The following is a 16,337-nucleotide window of genomic DNA, read 5'->3' on the forward strand; positions in this document are numbered from 1 at the left end:
TTCATTATTCCGCAATTATTTATAAAAATTATCATACAAATGATCTGTATATCAAAAGTGAATTGATGTGCAGATCATTTATGTGAGCAAATTCCCTTTAACATTATGAAGGGGCTTTTTTGTTATTACCGAAAGTAAACTTTTACATATTTGTTTACTTTCAATTAAATGAAAAAGAAGACTGAACTAGATTAAATCTCTAGTTCAATCTTCTTTTTCTTGTATAAACGATTTATTAAATCAATAATCCAAGAATTAATAATAACTAGGGGTCTGTGTAGCAATGGAACCAAATCTTACGTTAAGTATTAACGGACATAAACTATTAATTTATATATATTTGATGTCCACTAATAGTTCTTAGGGGACATCAGTAGTTCCCAATCTCTTAGATTATAAAAAAGAGGGTAATTTTACTCTTTTCGTTCATTTTAGTGGTAGAACCAGCAAACAAACGATAAAACGCAATCTGCCCCAAAAAAGGAAAAGATGTGTTCTGTGAGGTGAAATTCAACTTTTTACATAGAGGTTTATATCAAAATGAGAAAAACATACGTTTTCCCCGTTTTTTGGATAGATTGCACTTCGTCGTTCAGTTGCTGGTTTTACCTAAAAGTTTCCCGGTATAAAAAAAACCGGAACGAATCCGGGTTAAATGAAAATGTTGTCCCTTTTTATTATCGATCCCAAAACGCTGGCGGTTCAATCCCAAGTAACCGTAAGTAAATAAAACCTTGGCCTCGATGGTGGATTTCATTTTCCAACGCATAATGTAGACGTTCGAAATGACTCATTTCGCCACCAAAAAAGGGATCTTTTTCTACGGTGTGCAACCGTTCCTCAGTGATTTTTGGCCACCATTTTTGCACAACCTCCTTTGTTTCATGACAACCGTCTAAAAGTTCCTCTTTGGTCGAAACACCAGCAAAAGGTTGGCTATATTCCCATTCACCGAGAGCGATACCGCGTATATATCCGCGTTCAATATCTAGTATCTCTAAAATCATTTTTGAGAATGGCCGCAGCGGTTCGACCGGGGCAAAGGTGAATAACTTGTCTTCAGGAAAAGCCGCAATTGTTCGAATGGTTAAACGACGATTCTCATCCAAAATTTCGCGAAATTGCTCCAATGTCATGACCATCGTTGGTCGCCTCCTTAATTAGTTGTCCCTTTCATTTTAAAACGTCAACCCTGACAAAAGTAGTCAGTTAAAAGAGAGAATCCTAACCTTTTCAATATGATTCCGGTCAAACCCTTTAATATTGTATAAAAAACGAATATTATTTTCCTATTTTTGGGCAATTTGCATTTCGTCATTTAATTGCTGGTTTTACCCTTTTTATTTACTACGTGTAATATTTATTTGGTGTAATTTTTACGAATATGTATAATTACATAAAGTTTATGAGAAAAAGAGAGTATACTTTGATATTGTGTAATAAAGATAAGGCCCACCTACGGAAATAGGTGGGCTTTTATTATTGGGTCTTACTAACTCATTGCACAAAAGGGAATTTGTATTAAAATAATAGCATATTCTTAAAGTTCGTATATTGAGAAATAAAGAAAAGATACCCTAAGGTGTCTTCCTCCGACTTGAACCACGTTCATTTAATGTTTGTTTTTATAACTGATCTTTTTCTTTTAAAATCCTAAATTTTTCATCATTACGCATAAAATCTACTTTTTTCTGTCCTATTTGCATTGTAGATACTGTAGGTATTATGAGTTCATTTCTCATAAATATATCTAGTGCTTGTTGTATATCTTGTGTATCAAACATATATCCTTCTGTAAGTAGAGTGTGGATTGATCCGATTTTATGTACATAAATTTGTTGGTAAAGAAATTTTTTTAGTTCTGGATCTATGTTTTGTAATTGCATTTCTCTTCCTCCTTAATATTTATATACAAAATATACCATCAATTACATAAAAACAGAATAGAAAGAATATTTATTGATGTATAAAAGAAAAGACACCCTAAGGTGCCTTCCTCCGACTTGAACCACTTTAATTTTAATAATATGTATTGGACGCCAATCCATATATTATTTTACCACGTTAATTAATATTGGTCATTGAAAAAAAATAAAAGCACTCTTTCGAGCGCCTAATTTCGACTTACTCCTAATTTTGATTCAATTTCATTTAAGCTAGCTAGAGCGTTACTTAGTTTTTGATCGGAAAGCTTGATTGATTTTTGAGCTTCTTCCATTCTTCCTTTCAACGGAGCTACTCCTTTTACCCCTTGAGTTACAGCTTTTCCAGCATTACTTCTATAGTTAGTTGCCAGTCCAAACTCTACTCTGAATTTCTCAATCTTTTCTTTTAATACAGGATCAGTTAACTTTGAGCTACTTTTAAATTCTGTATTTTTCTTGGAAAGTGCATCATATCGATTTGTAACTGACTCCATTTTCTCTTTTAAAGCGTTCTTGTCAAGAGATTCAGGGTCCTTGCTTCCTTCTCCCCAAATAGCTTTCCAGTCCTGATTCCAAATTTCATCATATTCCTTTAACATTTCATCAATAGTAGGCTTAATTTCCTTTTCGTATGTAACCTTATCAGCATTTTCAGCTAGTTCAGTTTTTTCTTGACTCGGCTGTGTAGTTTCTTGAAGTGATCTAGTTTGCAATTTTTCATAGGAGTCTACTTTAGATTTCAACTCTTTGATTTGTGTTTTTAATTCTTGCTGTTCATTAAATTGTTGATCAATAACTTTATCCATATCTTTTTGTGAATACTTAGGTTTCATATCTTCTGATTTGGAATCCTTAAAAATAGCTACGGAAGCAATGATAGCTACTATTACAGCGATAATTCCAATGATTAGTTTTTTGTTCATTTATGTTCCTCCTAAAATACAATGTTATTATTATATAACAATTAAACAGTTATAGGTAGAAAAAAAGACACCCTAAGGTTCCTTCCTCCGACTTGAACCATCTTAATTTTAATAATATGTATTGGACGCCCATCTTCAACGAATGGAAAGTAGAGATGATTCAATTATGTACCGATCTGGAGCGTCTCCTATATAGTCAAAAGGATAACAAGTTGTTAATGTTAATGTTGGTTCGCTTTTTTCTACAATAACTGTTCGATCTTCTGAATCTGTTATCCAATGCTTGTTAATTCTATATGTATATGTTTTATTTTCATATTCCACAATAAGTTGGTCATTTTCCTTTAGTTGGCCAAGCTGGGTAAAGACAGTATCTCTATGCCCACTTAAAACTGTATGCCCATTTCCAGATGGTGTAGTAGTTAAATCACTAACAAACATACCTACACCTTTTTTCAGTACTTTATCGTCAGCTCCCCAATATACAGAGTATTTCTTTTGTATTTTAGGGATAATTAAATATGCTACTTTATCTCCTAATTGATGGTTTACCTTTGAAGCGGGAATTTGTACAGATTCTTCAGGTTGTAATGAAGTCTCAGTCTTTGTCTCTGTTTGATTGATGTTTGTTGTTTCATTTTCTTTAGAAGGTGTGGAGGTCTCATAGTGCTTCGCTTCGTTAGTCGTTAGCGACTCTGCTGATTGTCTAGCACCATACCATTCTAGAAAATAATAGGAAAAGATAGTAAGTCCAATAACAATTAAAAATAAGCCTATCCATTGTTTTTTATTCATTTTTATCACTCCATTTGAAAACGACAGGATTTCTCCTGCCGTTTTAAGGAACTATTTTATGCGTTTGTCTTTTTACGACGGAACATTAATACAGATCCAGCTAATGCTAAGCCTAAGCTTGCTAACATCATTGTAACACCGTTTGATGCTGTATTAGGTAATTTTTCACCTTGTTTTTTTGTTTCTTTTTTCACAACTGTATTAGTATTTTTCTTTGTTTCTTTTGCAGTTGTTTGAGGCTTAGTATTTGTTGTTTGGTTATTTTGTTTTGAATTCTCTTGCTTAGTGTTTTCTTGTTTAGCAGGTTCTTGCTTAGTGTTTTCCTGCTTAGTATTTTCTTGTTTAGTTTGTTCTTGAGGTTTAGTAGTTTCTTTATTTTCTGTTGTAGTATTTGTGCTTGTTGGATACTTATAATCTTCACATGGAATGCCATCTTTATCATTGTCTAAACGATGTGGATCATTTCCAACACCATATCCGTTTTGATCCCAGAATGCTTGAGCATCTTGTTGGCTTTTAAAATGTTCACAGTTTTTTGTATCATTAGGACTTTTTGCTGCAAATGCAGAAGAACTGTACCCCACTGTTAATAATGTGACCGCTGTTGCTGAAGCTAATAGTTTTTTCATAATTTTCTCCATCTCCCTAAATGGTATGTATTTACATTGAAATATTTTACATTTAAAAAATTGAAAATACAATAATAATTTGTAGATAAATGTAAGATTTCTAGATAATAATAGCAAACTATTAATTCGTATATTGTCATATTATGTCGACGATAAATAAAAAAAGAGAGCCGAAGCCCTCACTGATAAGAGTGGTAAAATTCTACATAATTTTACCACTATCAAATGGAAATGATTTCTTTTATGATGAAATCAAATCACAGTATGTCTTTGTTGTTTTGCAACATTTTCACATACAATGAAACTTGCTTCGCAAAACGACCTTGTTGACGTCCATCAAACTCCTCATAAGCCCTTTGGACATCATTAAATAGTAACTCTAGTAATGCATCTTCCTTCTCGTCTTCGAAGCTAAGAAGACGGTCTATGGAGGTATTAAAAAACGATGCAAGTACTTTCAAACTTTCAAGATCAGGTTCATGGCGATCTACTTCCCAATTTTTGATTTGTCCACGTGACAACCCTGTTCTATCAGATAATTGTTCTTGCGTTAAACCGAAAGACTTTCTGAAATTTTTAATGTTTTGACCGACTGTAGTTTTCATAGTTTTCATAGTTTGAGTATAATAATCACTCTATTACTATACTATAATTGGTAGTTATTCTGACTTTTTTTATTATATTTAGGTCGTATTTCTGTTTATGAAAAATAAAAGGAACAAAAGTTCGGTTTTTGTGGTAAAATATTCATATAGAGGGCTTTAAATGAAAAACTGTAAAAATGCATAATTTTTTCTATGAAATCCAAAAGGAACTGTTATATAAGGATTTTTAAAATCCCTCAAAAATGGTAGATTAAGTAGTTTTCAACTATATTACATGGAGATAGCGAAAGGTTAAGAAGAGGGAAGAGAATACATAGAACAATCAATCAAGAGTTTTCCGCAGTATTCTACCGAAAACAGTCTTAAAACTCTATAGATAAATTATACATAAAAGTTGGTGAAGTACTTGAAAGGTAAGTTTAGTAAAGCCATTTTGACAATTGCTACTGTATTTTGTTTTTCTATCACCGCTTTCCAATTGACACTATCAAATCGATAGTGTCATTTCTGCTCTAAAGGAAATGGAGAGTTTTTGATCCAAAGCGACAAAAGCTCTTCATTTTAAGAAAGTCTACATATATTAAAGAGAATATAGGGGGAAGTAGATATGAAAAAAGAGCAATTAGTGAGGGAAGCGGTAAAATTAGGTTTGAAACATGGGGAACCAATTAAAGCAGAAGATATTTTAAAAATATGTCTAGACGAATCTTATAAGGAAAACCAAATATATAAAAAAGAAGACTGTCACATTAAGTAGTCTTCTTTGATTAGCCATTCTTTTTATTTTGCATATAAGTAACATACATCTCTAACTGTTCCCAAGCTTTCTTTCTCTCATCTTCTGGAAGACTTTCAATTAAAGCCATTATGTTCTTTCCTTCTTCAGTAACAATATTATTTTCTTGCTCATTAATTTCAGGATCTTCGGATCTTCCTAGTAAGTAGTCTGTAGTTACATTTAATACTTCTGCAATTTTTGCTGTTACTTCCCGTGAGGGTTGTTTCTTACCAGATTCTACTTTTGAAATGAAAGATTCACTAACATCTACTTTTTCACCTAATTCTTTTTGAGACCATTTTCGCTCTTTCCTGATTTTTTTAATTCTAATGGATAGCGTAGGTAACATAATCTCAATCCCCTTTAAAAACTATTTTATGTGAATTTACAATACTTTCGTTTTACATTGACTATAATATATATTCTACATAAAACTTGACCAACAGTCCATTTCTTGTTTTTTAAAATAAAAAAAGAAACAAAAACTTGACCCTAGGTCACATTTAGTGTACAATGAAAATGTAATCGAGAGGTGAAACCGATGAAGGTAAAAGGAAGTTATATAAAAGAGCTTCGAATAAACAAAAAACTGACACAAAAGCAACTTGCTGAACTCTCAGAAATCAGTGAAAGTATGGTTTCTAAGGTAGAATTGGGTGTTAAATCAACTAAGGTTGAAACATTAAAAAAAATAGCTAATGCTTTATCAACAACAATGGATGACTTAGTAGGATGAGGTCATTTTTTAAATGAACAAAACTTGACCTTAGGTCATGTTAAGTGTTCGAACTTGACCTAATACGATAAAGGGGGAAAGGAAATGAAACAATTACAAGTTTTCAACAATGAAGAGTTCGGACAAGTCCGAACAGTAGTAAAAGGTGAAAATGTTTGGTTTGTGGCGAAAGATGTGTGTGATGTGCTAGAAATCGTAAATGCAACTAGATCACTTAGTCGATTAGATGAAGATGAGCTTCATAGTATGAAGGTCACTGATTCCCTAGGAAGACAACAGGAAACAAACATCATTAACGAAAGCGGTCTTTACTTATTAATCATGACAAGTCGTAAACCACAAGCAAAAGCATTCAAAAGGTGGGTAACCAGCGAAGTGCTTCCTTCTATCAAAAAACATGGTGCATACATGACAGATCAAGTACTAGAACAAGCGGTAACTAATCCAGACTTCATGATCGGCCTTCTCACTAACTTAAAAGAAGAACAAGCGAAGCGCATTGAAGCTGAACACAAAGTATTGCAGCAACAATCTTTAGTAACATTCGCTCAAGCAATCCAAGTTTCAACGAATCTGATCAGCATAAAGCAGTTAGCGATTCTAATGAAGCAAAAAGGAATAGAAATAGGTCAAAACAGACTCTTCGAATGGTTGAGAGAAAACGGCTATCTTTGCAAGAAAAGAGGAAGCATGTACAACACGCCTACTCAGTATTCAATGGATTTAGGACTATTCGAGTCACAAGAATTCGTAAGAACAAATAGCGAAGGTGAATTCGTAACATCATTCACACCAAAAGTTACAGGGAAAGGTCAGCTTTACTTCATTAATAAGTTTCTTAATCAGGAGGCGGTTTAGAGATGGAAAGCCCACTATCCTTGATAATTGTCGCGATAGCTATATGTTTATCGACATACTTAGTGCACCGAGTAGATGTTGCAGCAAAGAGAGCAGGATGGCTTGAAGATGACAAATAAACAGCAGCGAGATGAATACGAACGCAAGAAAATCTTGTGGATCATAAAGGATTTGAGAGCTAGAGAGGTACACAACAGCGCAGATAATGTTGAGGAAACATACAAGTATATAACTCTAGCTAAATGAGGGAAGCCCTGCAGGGGATGCAGGGCAGTACTAAGATCATCGAGTTGTCGATTCTATAAGAACCTTTTGGAATGTACAAAGTGTAACACGTAATTTATATGAACTTCATATATAGATGTTACAAATTTATGAACACAGACAAGCTCTTTTTGTCGGAATATTCAGGTATCTAACGATAGCCCCCACCTAGCAAATGGGTTCCTGGATATTCCGATGCTCAAAAACATTAAAACAAAATAAAAAACCGCCTTACCCCTAAGACGGTTTGGAGAAAACACACTTATTAATTAACGTACTTACATTATACCAGATGTTTTCTCCTACAGTAAATAAGGAGGAATGTGGAAATGATTGAAAACGGCATGTTAATGGGAAATCATCATGATTCATCAGCTAGAGACTTCATTGAAACTTGTTACGGTTGTAATGGAGAAATCTATTTTGGAGAAAGTTGCTTAGATTTCGATGGGGATTACTTACACAATGAAACCGAATGCATCAAACAATATGTAGAGTCTCATTCTACAAAGAAAGTAGCGGGTGAATAAGATGGGTCTACAAAATAAAATTGAAGCTGAAATTCAAATTATGAAGAGTTTAGTTGAAAAATATAAGCAAAGTAAAGAACCTAATGCTGTATCAATGGTTGTGGCTTATGAATACGGATTACAGGCACTTATGGAAGTGTATGAAGTTAGTAAACAAGCAGAAGTAGCACCATTTTAAAAAGAGAGGGAGATTGATATGACAGCTGAAAATTACTTTTCTAAATTAGCTCAAATAGATTGTTCGGAACCCGTTGAAAAGAAAGGACGCTTTAGCTACTTATCATGGGCATGGGCGGTAAAAAAGCTTCGTGAAGTAGATCCAGCAGCTACATGGGAAGTTAAGCGATTCGATGGCGTTCCTTACCTTAAAACGGATTGCGGTTACTTTGTAGAAGTTGAGGTAACTGTACAGGGATTACCACTAAGTCAGATTCATCCAATACTTAACAATCAAAATAAACCGATTGCGGAGCCAAACAGTTTCGATATTAATACGAGTATCCAACGTTGCTTAGTAAAAGCGATTGCGCTTCACGGTTTGGGATTATACATCTATGCAGGTGAAGATTTACCGGAGATTCAAGAGGAAATGATTACTTCTCAACAAGTCGGTGCAATTAAATTAAACATTAAAAAGTTAGCTGCTCTTCGAAAAGTAGATGAAGATATGATCAAAGGCCACTTAAGTATCAAGGAAGTCGGCGGATTGACATTAAAACAAGCTGAGGAAGTACTTAAGAAATCGACAAAGTGGGTTAAACAAGCCGAAAAAGAAACTGCTGAAACTGAAGAAGAGCAGGATGAAAAAATAGAACAAACAAACTAAGGAGATGAAACCATGTTAGATAAAAATCAATCGAAAGTCGTCCTTCCGGCGTGGGTGTGGAAGGGCGCATGAAACGAACAAGAGGCAAAAACGAAAGCGGTTGAGTACATCACTCCTAATCGCTATCCAGGTTACAGAATATTAAGTGTTAAAGGCGATATTGCGATATGTGAAAGGGAAGTGAACTAAATGGCAGATGTTAAATGGATAAAACTCTCTACCAACATGTTTGAGGATGAAAAAATTCGATTGATTGAAAGCTTACCAGATGCAGACACACTACTAATCATTTGGATTAAATTGTTGTCTCAAGCGGGCAGAACAAATGCCAATGGTTACATATTCTTGAGTGAAAACATTCCTTTTACAGAAGAAATGCTTTCAACACTTTTTAATAGACCGATAGCAACTGTGAGACTTGCCCTACAAACATTCAAACAGTTCGGAATGATTGATGTAACAGACGATCAATACATATGCATCTCGAATTGGGAAAAACATCAGAACATAGACGGGTTGGAACGTGTAAAACAATTGAATGCAGAGCGGAACAAGAAGTACCGTGAACGCAAGAAACAACAGCAATTAGCATTAGAAAACAAGGGTGAAGAAAGTGACGCTTGCGTGACGTCACGTGACGATACAGATATAGAAGAAGATAAAGAATTAGATATAGATAAAGAAAAAGAAAAAGAAAAAGAAACCTTCCGTCACAAGTTTGAAACTTGCGACACCAACGGGGCTAAGTATTTGTTTGAAAAAATTAAAGGTAACAATCCTAAACAAAAAGAGCCTAATTTCGATACTTGGTCTAATGATTTTAGGCTGATGCGTGAAAAAGATAACCGTGAATTACAAGAGATTAAAGATGTTATTGATTGGTGCCAAGCAGATCCGTTTTGGCAAGGGAATATCTTATCTCCTAAAAAGCTACGTGAAAAGTTCGATCAGTTAACAATTCAAATGAATTCTAAAAAAGGAGCGAAGAACAATGCAGAGAGCGGCGCTAGCAATACCAACCGATATAGCCAAAAAGGTGAATATGACTATGGATTCTGATGTTTGTGATACGCATGGCATGAATAAGATGAAGTTCAGTGGACAAGTTGTGTGCCCTCGATGCTTTCTTGAAAACGAAAGTAAGAAGCTCCAGGAACAAGAACAAGCGAAATACGATGCAGATAAAGCGAACGAGAAGAAATTCTTATTCCATCAACAAAGCATGATTGCTGATAGCAACATTAAGAAAGCTAATTTTGATAACTACCAACCTACTAGCGAGGAAGGAGCGAAGAACCTTGAACTTGCAAAGGTCATCGCAACGGATTATCTCAATGGAAAAGTGTTCAATGCAATTATGGCCGGGAATTGTGGAGCAGGAAAAACACATCTTGCTTACTCCATCGCTGATCAGCTTGCAGGAACAGGGAAGTCAGTCGTCTTTGTTACAGTGGGCGAATTGCTACGGAAGATTAAAAGTACGTTCAATAAAGATTCCTCCTTAACTGAGGATTCAATCATTCGGACGTTAGTAAGAGCAGATGTATTGATAGTTGATGATTTAGGGGCAGAGTTAGGCGCGTTAGATGCTAATACAAAAGCTACAAACTTCATCAATAGAGTGTTATTTGATGTTTTCGATGGAAGGCAAGGTAAATCTACTATCTTCACAACAAACTTTACTGGAGAGCGTTTAGAGGGTGCATATGACGAACGGATTGTATCACGTATATTCAATAACTTTAGAGCAATTGTTTTTAAAGATACAAAGGATTATAGAAGAAAAGCATTACCATTCTAAGGGGGAATTAAGATGTGTGCATGTGAAGGAACTGGAGTAATTAGAACCGATATGGGAACGGGTATGTACCAATTCGCACCATGTATTTGCGAAGCGGGGAATCGGACACCTGAAGAAGTGGATAGAAGACGTCATGCCGTTATGACGAGGTTAAAAGCAATCCATCAACTACAAATGCGTAAGAAAGCCGAGACAGTAGCATGAAGCAATTAACACTTGAGGATGTCGTTGGAAGTTTTGAGTATGCAGCAAAGAGCACGTCTGATAAGTTTTTGCAGCGTGACACAAGCGTCATAACGTACTCAGTAGAGTTTTACGACAAGGATGATAAATGGAAAATTCGTTGGTTTGAAGCAAAATCAGAAAGCGCAGCCGTAGGAATGGCTAAAGATAAATATGGTCGGATTCAGATTATCAACACTTACATTTCAGATAGAACATTAGCTGAAATTATGGCATTGGATTAAGAAAGGGGCATGGCAATGAACTTCTTTATCTTAGATGAACATTATGAGCAAGCTAAAGCGAATGGTATCAGCAGACAAAGACTTCAGGAGAGAGTATACCGCTATGACTGGGATATCGAAAGAGCGGTAACGCAACGGATCGGGAAAAAGAAAATGGATTTTGATAGAAAACATGGTGAATGGATGCATATGGCGGAACATAACGGTATATCACGTTACACATTTTATAGTCGATTAAAGTGTGGTTGGTCTTATCATCTAGCAGCAACGAAACTACCAGGGAGGCAAGGGAATCGATATGACGGGAACGGGAAGAGTTAACAAGTATTCACAAACTTTGTTGAAGGGTTGTAGTACTGCTATTGTAACTGACGACCTGGAATTAAGGGGAATTACACCCAACGAGACTTGGCGATTGCAAGGTTTTTCTGATGAAGATTTTGAAGCTGCTCAACAGGTATGTTCAAAGGAGCAACTATACAATCAAGCTGGAAATGCCATTGGTCTTGAGGGTGATAAAACGTTTTAGAACGAAAAAAATAAACATGTTTATGAGATTTATTGTTTTTTACATAGAAAGTAGGTGAATCATCATTTGTTTAACTGGATGAAAGACTATCAGAAATTAGAAGAAGACATTGCTTATTTGGACTACAATTTAGATAAAACAAAAGCTGAATTAAAACGCTGGATTAGTGGTGATTTACGGGATGTTCGTTTAACTGCTGAATCGGACGGTGCGAAAGTAGAAGGGAATATTGAAGCAATTGAATATGAATTAGCTCATAAGATGAATGAAGTATATGATTTAAAGTGTTTAATTAATAAGTTTACAGGATTGGATCATCAAATACTTAGAATGAAATATATCGATGGAATGACCTTAGAACAAATTTCGTATGATTTACATTATAGTTCAGGATATATTCGACGTAAGCATGCTGAAATAAGAAAGATTGTCAAGTTTCTAGATGAATTTTAATGTTACCTTTATGTAGGTTATATGTGGTGTACAGAAACCATTGAAAAAATGATTTATATTAGTAATATAAGATTTTGACGAAAGAGCAACTATTTTTATGGTTGCTCTTTTTGTTGTGAAAGAAGGTGAGTGTCATGAAGTAATTTTATAGAATAATGGGCATTTAGCTGTTGGATGTACTTAGTAAAATAGTAGTTTTTAGACAAAAATAATATGGAAATAAGGAGATGTTTAGTAATGAGTATATTAGCTGCTTCAGTTAAGACAAAGAATCTGCCGCAACAAGTATTACGATGGCAGACAATGATAGAAAGTGAATGTGCTACACAAGGTGTATCTGAGTTAGTGCCTTATGTGCTTGGAATTATTATGGTGGAAAGTGAAGGGGATTCTGAAACAACACCTGATATTATGCAGTCAAGTGAATCACAAGGATGGCCAATGAATACAATTAAAAATCCTAAGGATTCAATTTATTACGGGGTAAAGCATTTGAAGGGGGCTTTTGAGGATGCAAAGAAAAATGGTATTACAGATTTAAGTGCCATTGTTCAATCATATAATTTTGGACGAGCTTACCTTCGCTGGTTAGCTTCTAACAACAAACAACATTCATTACCAGTGGCAGATCTGTATTCAAAAACGGTTGTTGCACCATCACTTGGAAATACGACTGGTGCTATGGTGAAATATAGTAACCCAATTGCTGTCGCATACAACGGTGGCTATCGATATAAAAATGGTGGGAATTTCTTCTACGCTGAGATTGTTAAGCAATATGTAGATTTTGATGGAGGAACTGGTGGCGGTGTGTCGCAACCAGAGGGTATTGGGTTTGCCAAATCAAAGTATCCAGAAGGGTTTGGTGTTAACTATCATGATAAACCACACGGTTCTTTTCAAGGACGTTTTACAACAGCAGCGGAAGTATTATATTGGGGTGCCTACTGGGGAGCAGATGGTGATGTTTGGTTAGATTTAGGTAGAAGTCGTTGGGTAAAGGCTGAACATTATAATTACTGGCCTTTCAAAGCAGTATCAAAGTATCCAGAAGGATGGGGAGTAAATTATTACGATGGTATTGATGGTCCATATAAAGGTACAATTTCTTCAAAAGCGCCTGTCATGATTTATGCTCGTAAAGAAGGATGGATCGATGTTGGTAATAATAGTTGGGCACCTGAAAAACACTTTGATATTTTAGATATTCGATAAAAAAACAATCCCAATAGAAGCTATTTTTTATGTTTTATAAGAATAGAAAAATTAGTTAAATAGTGTTCCGTTGCTTATTCAAAATATGCACCTGGTTTCGGTATTAATAAATACTCAGCGCCAGGTGTTCCAGCTGGAAGCTACTTAGGCAGAATGGATGGTTCTCTTCCGTATGACATTTACTCTCGCAAAGATGGTTGGATTGATATTGGTCAAAACACTTGGGTAGAAGAGAAACAATCTGATATTCGATAATAGCATAGCCGACCTTTGTGGGTCGGTCTTTTTTTAAGGAGTGTAACAAATGAATCAAATTAATATATTAACAAAATCGTTTATAGCTACATTAGGTGGCTTTTGTGGATATTTCTGGGGAGGTTGGGATGCGGTTTTGCAAATATTAGTAATAATGGTAGCGATTGATTATATCACAGGCATGATTGCAGCAGGATATAACGGAGAATTGAAAAGTAAAGTTGGTTTCAAAGGCATTGCCAAAAAGGTAGTGCTTTTTTTATTAGTTGGGGTGGCTGCGCAGTTGGACAACGTAATCGGTAGCAATAGCGCTATTCGTGAAGCAACCATCTTTTTCTTTATGGGTAATGAGCTTTTATCAATCTTAGAAAATGCAGGACGTATAGGAATCATGTTACCTTCTGCATTAACAAATGCTGTTGAAATTTTGGGCGGCAAACAAAAACAAGAAGAGAAAAAAGGAGATGTTCAATAATGGGACACATTGTAGATATTTCAAAATGGAATGGTGATATTGAGTGGTCAGTTGCGGCCCCGCAACTTGATTTAGTGATTGCACGTGTACAGGATGGCTCAAACTATGTAGATCCAATGTATAAATCATACGTGGCTTCTATGAAGTCCCATAGCGTACCATTTGGAAACTATGCTTTCTGTCGTTTCGTATCTGTAGAAGATGCTAAAAAAGAAGCACAGGACTTTTGGGCGCGTGGAGACAAAGACGCATTATTTTGGGTTGCAGATGTAGAACAGGAAACGATGGGTAACATGGTAGCAGGTTCACAAGCTTTCATTGATGAGTTATATCGTTTAGGTGCTAAAAAAGTAGGTTTCTACGTAGGTCATCATATGTATGAACAATTCGGTATGTCTAAAGTGAAAGCAGACTTTACGTGGATTCCTCGTTATGGTGGAAATAAACCAGCATATCCATGCGATATCTGGCAATACACTGAAACGGGACAGGTACCTGGAATTGGTAAGTGTGACTTAAATCTATTAGTAGGAGATAAACCACTTTCTTGGTTTATTGGACAAAAACCGAATGTTTCGCAACCAGAGGGTATTGGGTTCGCCAAATCAAAGTATCCAGAAGGGTTTGGTGTTAACTATCATGATAAACCACACGGTTCTTTTCAAGGACGTTTTACAACAGCAGCGGAAGTATTATATTGGGGTGCCTACTGGGGGGCAGATGGTGATGTTTGGTTAGATTTAGGTAGAAGTCGTTGGGTAAAGGCTGAACATTATAATTACTGGCCTTTCAAAGCAGTATCAAAGTATCCAGAAGGATGGGGAGTAAATTATTACGATGGTATTGATGGTCCATATAAAGGTACAATTTCTTCAAAAGCGCCTGTCATGATTTATGCTCGTAAAGAAGGATGGATCGATATCGGTAATAATAGTTGGGCACCTGAAAAACATTTTGATATTTTAGATATTCGATAAAAGGTTTAGAGTCGCTCGTTTGAGCGGCTCTTTATTTTGGAATCGGGGCATGACCGGAAATAAAAAATGGCAGTGTTGTCCTACACACTAAGTTGTTTTCGTGCCTCGATTCGAGAATGAAAGGAGTGGTTCAGTGGTTAGTTTGTTTAAAGATTTCGTAAACAATGAAGCTATTCTTTATAAAGATATTAGAAAACACCTATTCAAGTCACCAAAGAAAAAGAGCGAAACAGACAAGCTAGGAGGAAACATGGACAGGAATCAAATTTTCATCGACGTCTTATTACACAAAGGGATTTACAAGGAAGAAGATACAGGACGTCAGCTTTATGAAATGAGTGAGCAGGAGTTATTCGAATTACTAAAAGGAGATGAAGAGCAATGCAACTATTCGAACATGGAACTTTTGAAGTGACTCAGTTATTGGAAGAATCAAAACGAAAATAAGGGGTGTTTGGATGAAGGCGCAACATATTGAGCTTAGATTATCTAATGTAGAAGAAAACTAAACTAAAGCGCTATTTGGTAGAAGGGGAGATTAATAAGATTCCTTTAGAAATTAAATATAAAAAGGCGATTATCCTCAATCGCCTTTTGGGTAATGTAGTGTAATTTTATTCAGTTATTTGAAATATAGTTTCATCAGGTCTGGAGAATCCATACAATTTCCTTGCGAACTTTAAAATACCTTCTTCACTCTCTGTTAAAGTTTTAATATCGTTTTCAAAATAACGTCCTGTAATTTCTAATTCAGATAATCTTTTCTTTTCTTTATTAAGTGTAATTTGTTTTTCTTGAATCATTTGTTCTTGCTTATAAATGGAAATTTGAATGGAAATAACCATAGGTAGCATAAAAGCAAGCGCTAATAAAAGACGACGTCTTAGCTTTTTATTCGTTTGTAGGTTCTTGTTAGGATTAATTTGTTTTTTGGAGATTGATTGTTGTGGTGGTAAATTTGGGACACTCCCCATTTTAATGCCTCCATTACTTATGTATAGAATTTAAATTGCTTAAAAGTATTATATATGCTAAATAGATAATTTTGAACCTATTTAGGCAAAGATAGGTTTTATGAAATTTAAATAAAATCCTTATTTTGTACACCAAGGTAGTCATCACAATTAACTAACGGTTTGTTGAAAAAAGAAGCCCCGCAAATATTGCAGAGCTTCATAGGGTTGAGTTATGTCGTACTCACATGGGATTTTAACATGAATGTTGCGGTGAATAAACTGGAAAATGTGTCCGATTGATTTAGAGCTATTATTTTAAACAAAAACGCTATTTGCGCGA

At 35.2% G+C, this 16,337-nt stretch carries 25 protein-coding genes; 17 read left to right on the forward strand and 8 right to left on the reverse strand.

Features of this window, described 5'->3' with window-relative positions; genetic code table 11:
- Positions 1 to 677 precede the first annotated feature (677 nt).
- The 6 genes from B5P42_RS16690 to B5P42_RS16715 form a co-directional block, all read right to left on the reverse strand.
- The gene (locus tag B5P42_RS16690) at positions 678 to 1,142 is read right to left on the reverse strand and encodes a DinB family protein (protein ID WP_098988315.1); all 465 of its coding nucleotides are present in this window, start codon (positions 1,140 to 1,142) and stop codon (positions 678 to 680) included.
- Positions 1,143 to 1,625: 483 nt separating this feature from the next.
- Positions 1,626 to 1,886, reverse strand: coding sequence for a hypothetical protein (locus tag B5P42_RS16695; RefSeq protein WP_113734708.1), 261 nt, complete (start codon positions 1,884 to 1,886; stop codon positions 1,626 to 1,628).
- Positions 1,887 to 2,113: 227 nt separating this feature from the next.
- Positions 2,114 to 2,848 carry a ribonuclease gene (locus B5P42_RS16700; protein ID WP_113734709.1) on the reverse strand — a complete coding sequence of 245 codons (735 nt, stop codon included), beginning with the start codon at positions 2,846 to 2,848 and terminating at the stop codon, positions 2,114 to 2,116.
- Between the two features lie 135 nt (positions 2,849 to 2,983).
- Positions 2,984 to 3,643 carry a class D sortase gene (locus B5P42_RS16705; RefSeq protein ID WP_113734710.1) on the reverse strand — a complete coding sequence of 220 codons (660 nt, stop codon included), beginning with the start codon at positions 3,641 to 3,643 and terminating at the stop codon, positions 2,984 to 2,986.
- A gap of 56 nt (positions 3,644 to 3,699) precedes the next feature.
- Positions 3,700 to 4,272 carry an excalibur calcium-binding domain-containing protein gene (locus tag B5P42_RS16710; protein ID WP_071747754.1) on the reverse strand — a complete coding sequence of 191 codons (573 nt, stop codon included), beginning with the start codon at positions 4,270 to 4,272 and terminating at the stop codon, positions 3,700 to 3,702.
- A gap of 257 nt (positions 4,273 to 4,529) precedes the next feature.
- Positions 4,530 to 4,877 carry a helix-turn-helix domain-containing protein gene (locus B5P42_RS16715; protein WP_113734725.1) on the reverse strand — a complete coding sequence of 116 codons (348 nt, stop codon included), beginning with the start codon at positions 4,875 to 4,877 and terminating at the stop codon, positions 4,530 to 4,532.
- Positions 4,878 to 5,484: 607 nt separating this feature from the next.
- Here B5P42_RS16715 and B5P42_RS32030 point away from each other — a divergent pair.
- Positions 5,485 to 5,634 (forward strand): hypothetical protein, encoded by a 150-nt coding sequence (locus tag B5P42_RS32030; RefSeq protein WP_181458805.1) that lies wholly within the window; start codon positions 5,485 to 5,487, stop codon positions 5,632 to 5,634.
- Between the two features lie 10 nt (positions 5,635 to 5,644).
- Here B5P42_RS32030 and B5P42_RS16720 read toward each other — a convergent pair whose 3' ends face one another.
- Complete coding sequence (locus B5P42_RS16720; protein WP_098474825.1) at positions 5,645 to 6,004, reverse strand: helix-turn-helix domain-containing protein; 360 nt, start codon at positions 6,002 to 6,004, stop codon at positions 5,645 to 5,647.
- A 192-nt stretch (positions 6,005 to 6,196) separates the two neighbouring features.
- On the opposite strand from B5P42_RS16720, the gene B5P42_RS16725 reads away from it, so the two are divergent.
- The 16 genes from B5P42_RS16725 to fbpA all read left to right on the forward strand — a co-directional run bounded on the left by B5P42_RS16725 (position 6,197) and on the right by fbpA (position 15,456).
- Positions 6,197 to 6,391: a helix-turn-helix domain-containing protein gene (locus tag B5P42_RS16725; RefSeq protein WP_016100193.1), complete on the forward strand. Its 195-nt coding sequence runs from the start codon at positions 6,197 to 6,199 to the stop codon at positions 6,389 to 6,391.
- A gap of 84 nt (positions 6,392 to 6,475) precedes the next feature.
- A complete protein-coding gene (locus tag B5P42_RS16730) occupies positions 6,476 to 7,249 on the forward strand; it encodes a phage antirepressor (protein WP_113734711.1) in 774 nt (257 codons plus the stop codon).
- A gap of 593 nt (positions 7,250 to 7,842) precedes the next feature.
- The gene (locus B5P42_RS16735) at positions 7,843 to 8,043 is read left to right on the forward strand and encodes a hypothetical protein (protein ID WP_113734712.1); all 201 of its coding nucleotides are present in this window, start codon (positions 7,843 to 7,845) and stop codon (positions 8,041 to 8,043) included.
- 1 nt (position 8,044) lies between these two features.
- On the forward strand, positions 8,045 to 8,221 hold the full coding sequence (locus B5P42_RS32035) for a hypothetical protein (RefSeq protein WP_000524186.1): 177 nt from the start codon (positions 8,045 to 8,047) through the stop codon (positions 8,219 to 8,221).
- 18 nt (positions 8,222 to 8,239) lie between these two features.
- Positions 8,240 to 8,869 carry a Sak single strand annealing protein gene (locus B5P42_RS16740; protein WP_113734713.1) on the forward strand — a complete coding sequence of 210 codons (630 nt, stop codon included), beginning with the start codon at positions 8,240 to 8,242 and terminating at the stop codon, positions 8,867 to 8,869.
- Between the two features lie 189 nt (positions 8,870 to 9,058).
- Positions 9,059 to 9,928, forward strand: coding sequence for a phage replisome organizer N-terminal domain-containing protein (locus B5P42_RS16745; protein ID WP_113734714.1), 870 nt, complete (start codon positions 9,059 to 9,061; stop codon positions 9,926 to 9,928).
- Positions 9,912 to 10,670: an ATP-binding protein gene (locus B5P42_RS16750; RefSeq protein ID WP_113734715.1), complete on the forward strand. Its 759-nt coding sequence runs from the start codon at positions 9,912 to 9,914 to the stop codon at positions 10,668 to 10,670. The genes B5P42_RS16745 and B5P42_RS16750 overlap by 17 nt, the downstream gene beginning before the upstream one ends.
- Before the next feature lie 12 nt (positions 10,671 to 10,682).
- Positions 10,683 to 10,874, forward strand: coding sequence for a hypothetical protein (locus B5P42_RS16755; protein ID WP_113734716.1), 192 nt, complete (start codon positions 10,683 to 10,685; stop codon positions 10,872 to 10,874).
- Positions 10,871 to 11,137 carry a hypothetical protein gene (locus tag B5P42_RS16760; protein ID WP_113734717.1) on the forward strand — a complete coding sequence of 89 codons (267 nt, stop codon included), beginning with the start codon at positions 10,871 to 10,873 and terminating at the stop codon, positions 11,135 to 11,137. Before B5P42_RS16755 ends, B5P42_RS16760 begins: the two co-directional genes overlap by 4 nt.
- Before the next feature lie 15 nt (positions 11,138 to 11,152).
- Entirely contained in the window at positions 11,153 to 11,458 is a 306-nt protein-coding gene (locus tag B5P42_RS16765; protein ID WP_088010210.1) for a hypothetical protein, read from the forward strand.
- Positions 11,436 to 11,666 carry a DNA cytosine methyltransferase gene (locus tag B5P42_RS16770; RefSeq protein ID WP_113734718.1) on the forward strand — a complete coding sequence of 77 codons (231 nt, stop codon included), beginning with the start codon at positions 11,436 to 11,438 and terminating at the stop codon, positions 11,664 to 11,666. Before B5P42_RS16765 ends, B5P42_RS16770 begins: the two co-directional genes overlap by 23 nt.
- Before the next feature lie 66 nt (positions 11,667 to 11,732).
- A complete protein-coding gene (locus tag B5P42_RS16775; protein WP_113734719.1) occupies positions 11,733 to 12,119 on the forward strand; it encodes a DUF1492 domain-containing protein in 387 nt (128 codons plus the stop codon).
- A 237-nt stretch (positions 12,120 to 12,356) separates the two neighbouring features.
- Complete coding sequence (locus B5P42_RS16780; RefSeq protein WP_113734720.1) at positions 12,357 to 13,334, forward strand: lysozyme family protein; 978 nt, start codon at positions 12,357 to 12,359, stop codon at positions 13,332 to 13,334.
- Between the two features lie 304 nt (positions 13,335 to 13,638).
- Positions 13,639 to 14,064, forward strand: coding sequence for a phage holin family protein (locus tag B5P42_RS16785; RefSeq protein WP_071770943.1), 426 nt, complete (start codon positions 13,639 to 13,641; stop codon positions 14,062 to 14,064).
- Positions 14,064 to 15,041: a glycoside hydrolase family 25 protein gene (locus tag B5P42_RS16790; RefSeq protein ID WP_113734721.1), complete on the forward strand. Its 978-nt coding sequence runs from the start codon at positions 14,064 to 14,066 to the stop codon at positions 15,039 to 15,041. Before B5P42_RS16785 ends, B5P42_RS16790 begins: the two co-directional genes overlap by 1 nt.
- Before the next feature lie 250 nt (positions 15,042 to 15,291).
- Positions 15,292 to 15,456 (forward strand): Fur-regulated basic protein FbpA, encoded by a 165-nt coding sequence (gene fbpA / locus B5P42_RS16795; RefSeq protein WP_113734726.1) that lies wholly within the window; start codon positions 15,292 to 15,294, stop codon positions 15,454 to 15,456.
- A gap of 199 nt (positions 15,457 to 15,655) precedes the next feature.
- Here fbpA and B5P42_RS16800 read toward each other — a convergent pair whose 3' ends face one another.
- The gene (locus B5P42_RS16800; RefSeq protein ID WP_113734722.1) at positions 15,656 to 16,015 is read right to left on the reverse strand and encodes an FtsB family cell division protein; all 360 of its coding nucleotides are present in this window, start codon (positions 16,013 to 16,015) and stop codon (positions 15,656 to 15,658) included.
- Between the last annotated feature and the right edge of the window lie 322 nt (positions 16,016 to 16,337).

Source organism: Bacillus sp. SRB_331 (assembly GCF_003264175.1).
GTDB classification, from domain to species: domain Bacteria; phylum Bacillota; class Bacilli; order Bacillales; family Bacillaceae_G; genus Bacillus_A; species Bacillus_A mycoides.

What these genes read in the sequence shown, in the direction of transcription:
- B5P42_RS16800 (WP_113734722.1), bottom strand. Translation starts at nt 16,015, where the DNA reads ATGGGGAGTGTCCCAAATTTACCACCACAACAATCAATCTCCAAAAAA.
- B5P42_RS16790 (WP_113734721.1), top strand. Translation starts at nt 14,064, where the DNA reads ATGGGACACATTGTAGATATTTCAAAATGGAATGGTGATATTGAGTGG.
- B5P42_RS16770 (WP_113734718.1), top strand. Translation starts at nt 11,436, where the DNA reads ATGACGGGAACGGGAAGAGTTAACAAGTATTCACAAACTTTGTTGAAG.
- B5P42_RS32035 (WP_000524186.1), top strand. Translation starts at nt 8,045, where the DNA reads ATGGGTCTACAAAATAAAATTGAAGCTGAAATTCAAATTATGAAGAGT.
- B5P42_RS16725 (WP_016100193.1), top strand. Translation starts at nt 6,197, where the DNA reads ATGAAGGTAAAAGGAAGTTATATAAAAGAGCTTCGAATAAACAAAAAA.
- B5P42_RS16730 (WP_113734711.1), top strand. Translation starts at nt 6,476, where the DNA reads ATGAAACAATTACAAGTTTTCAACAATGAAGAGTTCGGACAAGTCCGA.
- B5P42_RS16740 (WP_113734713.1), top strand. Translation starts at nt 8,240, where the DNA reads ATGACAGCTGAAAATTACTTTTCTAAATTAGCTCAAATAGATTGTTCG.
- B5P42_RS16700 (WP_113734709.1), bottom strand. Translation starts at nt 2,848, where the DNA reads ATGAACAAAAAACTAATCATTGGAATTATCGCTGTAATAGTAGCTATC.
- B5P42_RS16705 (WP_113734710.1), bottom strand. Translation starts at nt 3,643, where the DNA reads ATGAATAAAAAACAATGGATAGGCTTATTTTTAATTGTTATTGGACTT.
- B5P42_RS32030 (WP_181458805.1), top strand. Translation starts at nt 5,485, where the DNA reads ATGAAAAAAGAGCAATTAGTGAGGGAAGCGGTAAAATTAGGTTTGAAA.
- B5P42_RS16715 (WP_113734725.1), bottom strand. Translation starts at nt 4,877, where the DNA reads ATGAAAACTACAGTCGGTCAAAACATTAAAAATTTCAGAAAGTCTTTC.
- B5P42_RS16785 (WP_071770943.1), top strand. Translation starts at nt 13,639, where the DNA reads ATGAATCAAATTAATATATTAACAAAATCGTTTATAGCTACATTAGGT.
- B5P42_RS16745 (WP_113734714.1), top strand. Translation starts at nt 9,059, where the DNA reads ATGGCAGATGTTAAATGGATAAAACTCTCTACCAACATGTTTGAGGAT.
- B5P42_RS16735 (WP_113734712.1), top strand. Translation starts at nt 7,843, where the DNA reads ATGATTGAAAACGGCATGTTAATGGGAAATCATCATGATTCATCAGCT.
- B5P42_RS16765 (WP_088010210.1), top strand. Translation starts at nt 11,153, where the DNA reads ATGAACTTCTTTATCTTAGATGAACATTATGAGCAAGCTAAAGCGAAT.
- B5P42_RS16760 (WP_113734717.1), top strand. Translation starts at nt 10,871, where the DNA reads ATGAAGCAATTAACACTTGAGGATGTCGTTGGAAGTTTTGAGTATGCA.
- B5P42_RS16780 (WP_113734720.1), top strand. Translation starts at nt 12,357, where the DNA reads ATGAGTATATTAGCTGCTTCAGTTAAGACAAAGAATCTGCCGCAACAA.
- fbpA (WP_113734726.1), top strand. Translation starts at nt 15,292, where the DNA reads ATGGACAGGAATCAAATTTTCATCGACGTCTTATTACACAAAGGGATT.
- B5P42_RS16755 (WP_113734716.1), top strand. Translation starts at nt 10,683, where the DNA reads ATGTGTGCATGTGAAGGAACTGGAGTAATTAGAACCGATATGGGAACG.
- B5P42_RS16720 (WP_098474825.1), bottom strand. Translation starts at nt 6,004, where the DNA reads ATGTTACCTACGCTATCCATTAGAATTAAAAAAATCAGGAAAGAGCGA.
- B5P42_RS16690 (WP_098988315.1), bottom strand. Translation starts at nt 1,142, where the DNA reads ATGGTCATGACATTGGAGCAATTTCGCGAAATTTTGGATGAGAATCGT.
- B5P42_RS16710 (WP_071747754.1), bottom strand. Translation starts at nt 4,272, where the DNA reads ATGAAAAAACTATTAGCTTCAGCAACAGCGGTCACATTATTAACAGTG.
- B5P42_RS16695 (WP_113734708.1), bottom strand. Translation starts at nt 1,886, where the DNA reads ATGCAATTACAAAACATAGATCCAGAACTAAAAAAATTTCTTTACCAA.
- B5P42_RS16750 (WP_113734715.1), top strand. Translation starts at nt 9,912, where the DNA reads ATGACTATGGATTCTGATGTTTGTGATACGCATGGCATGAATAAGATG.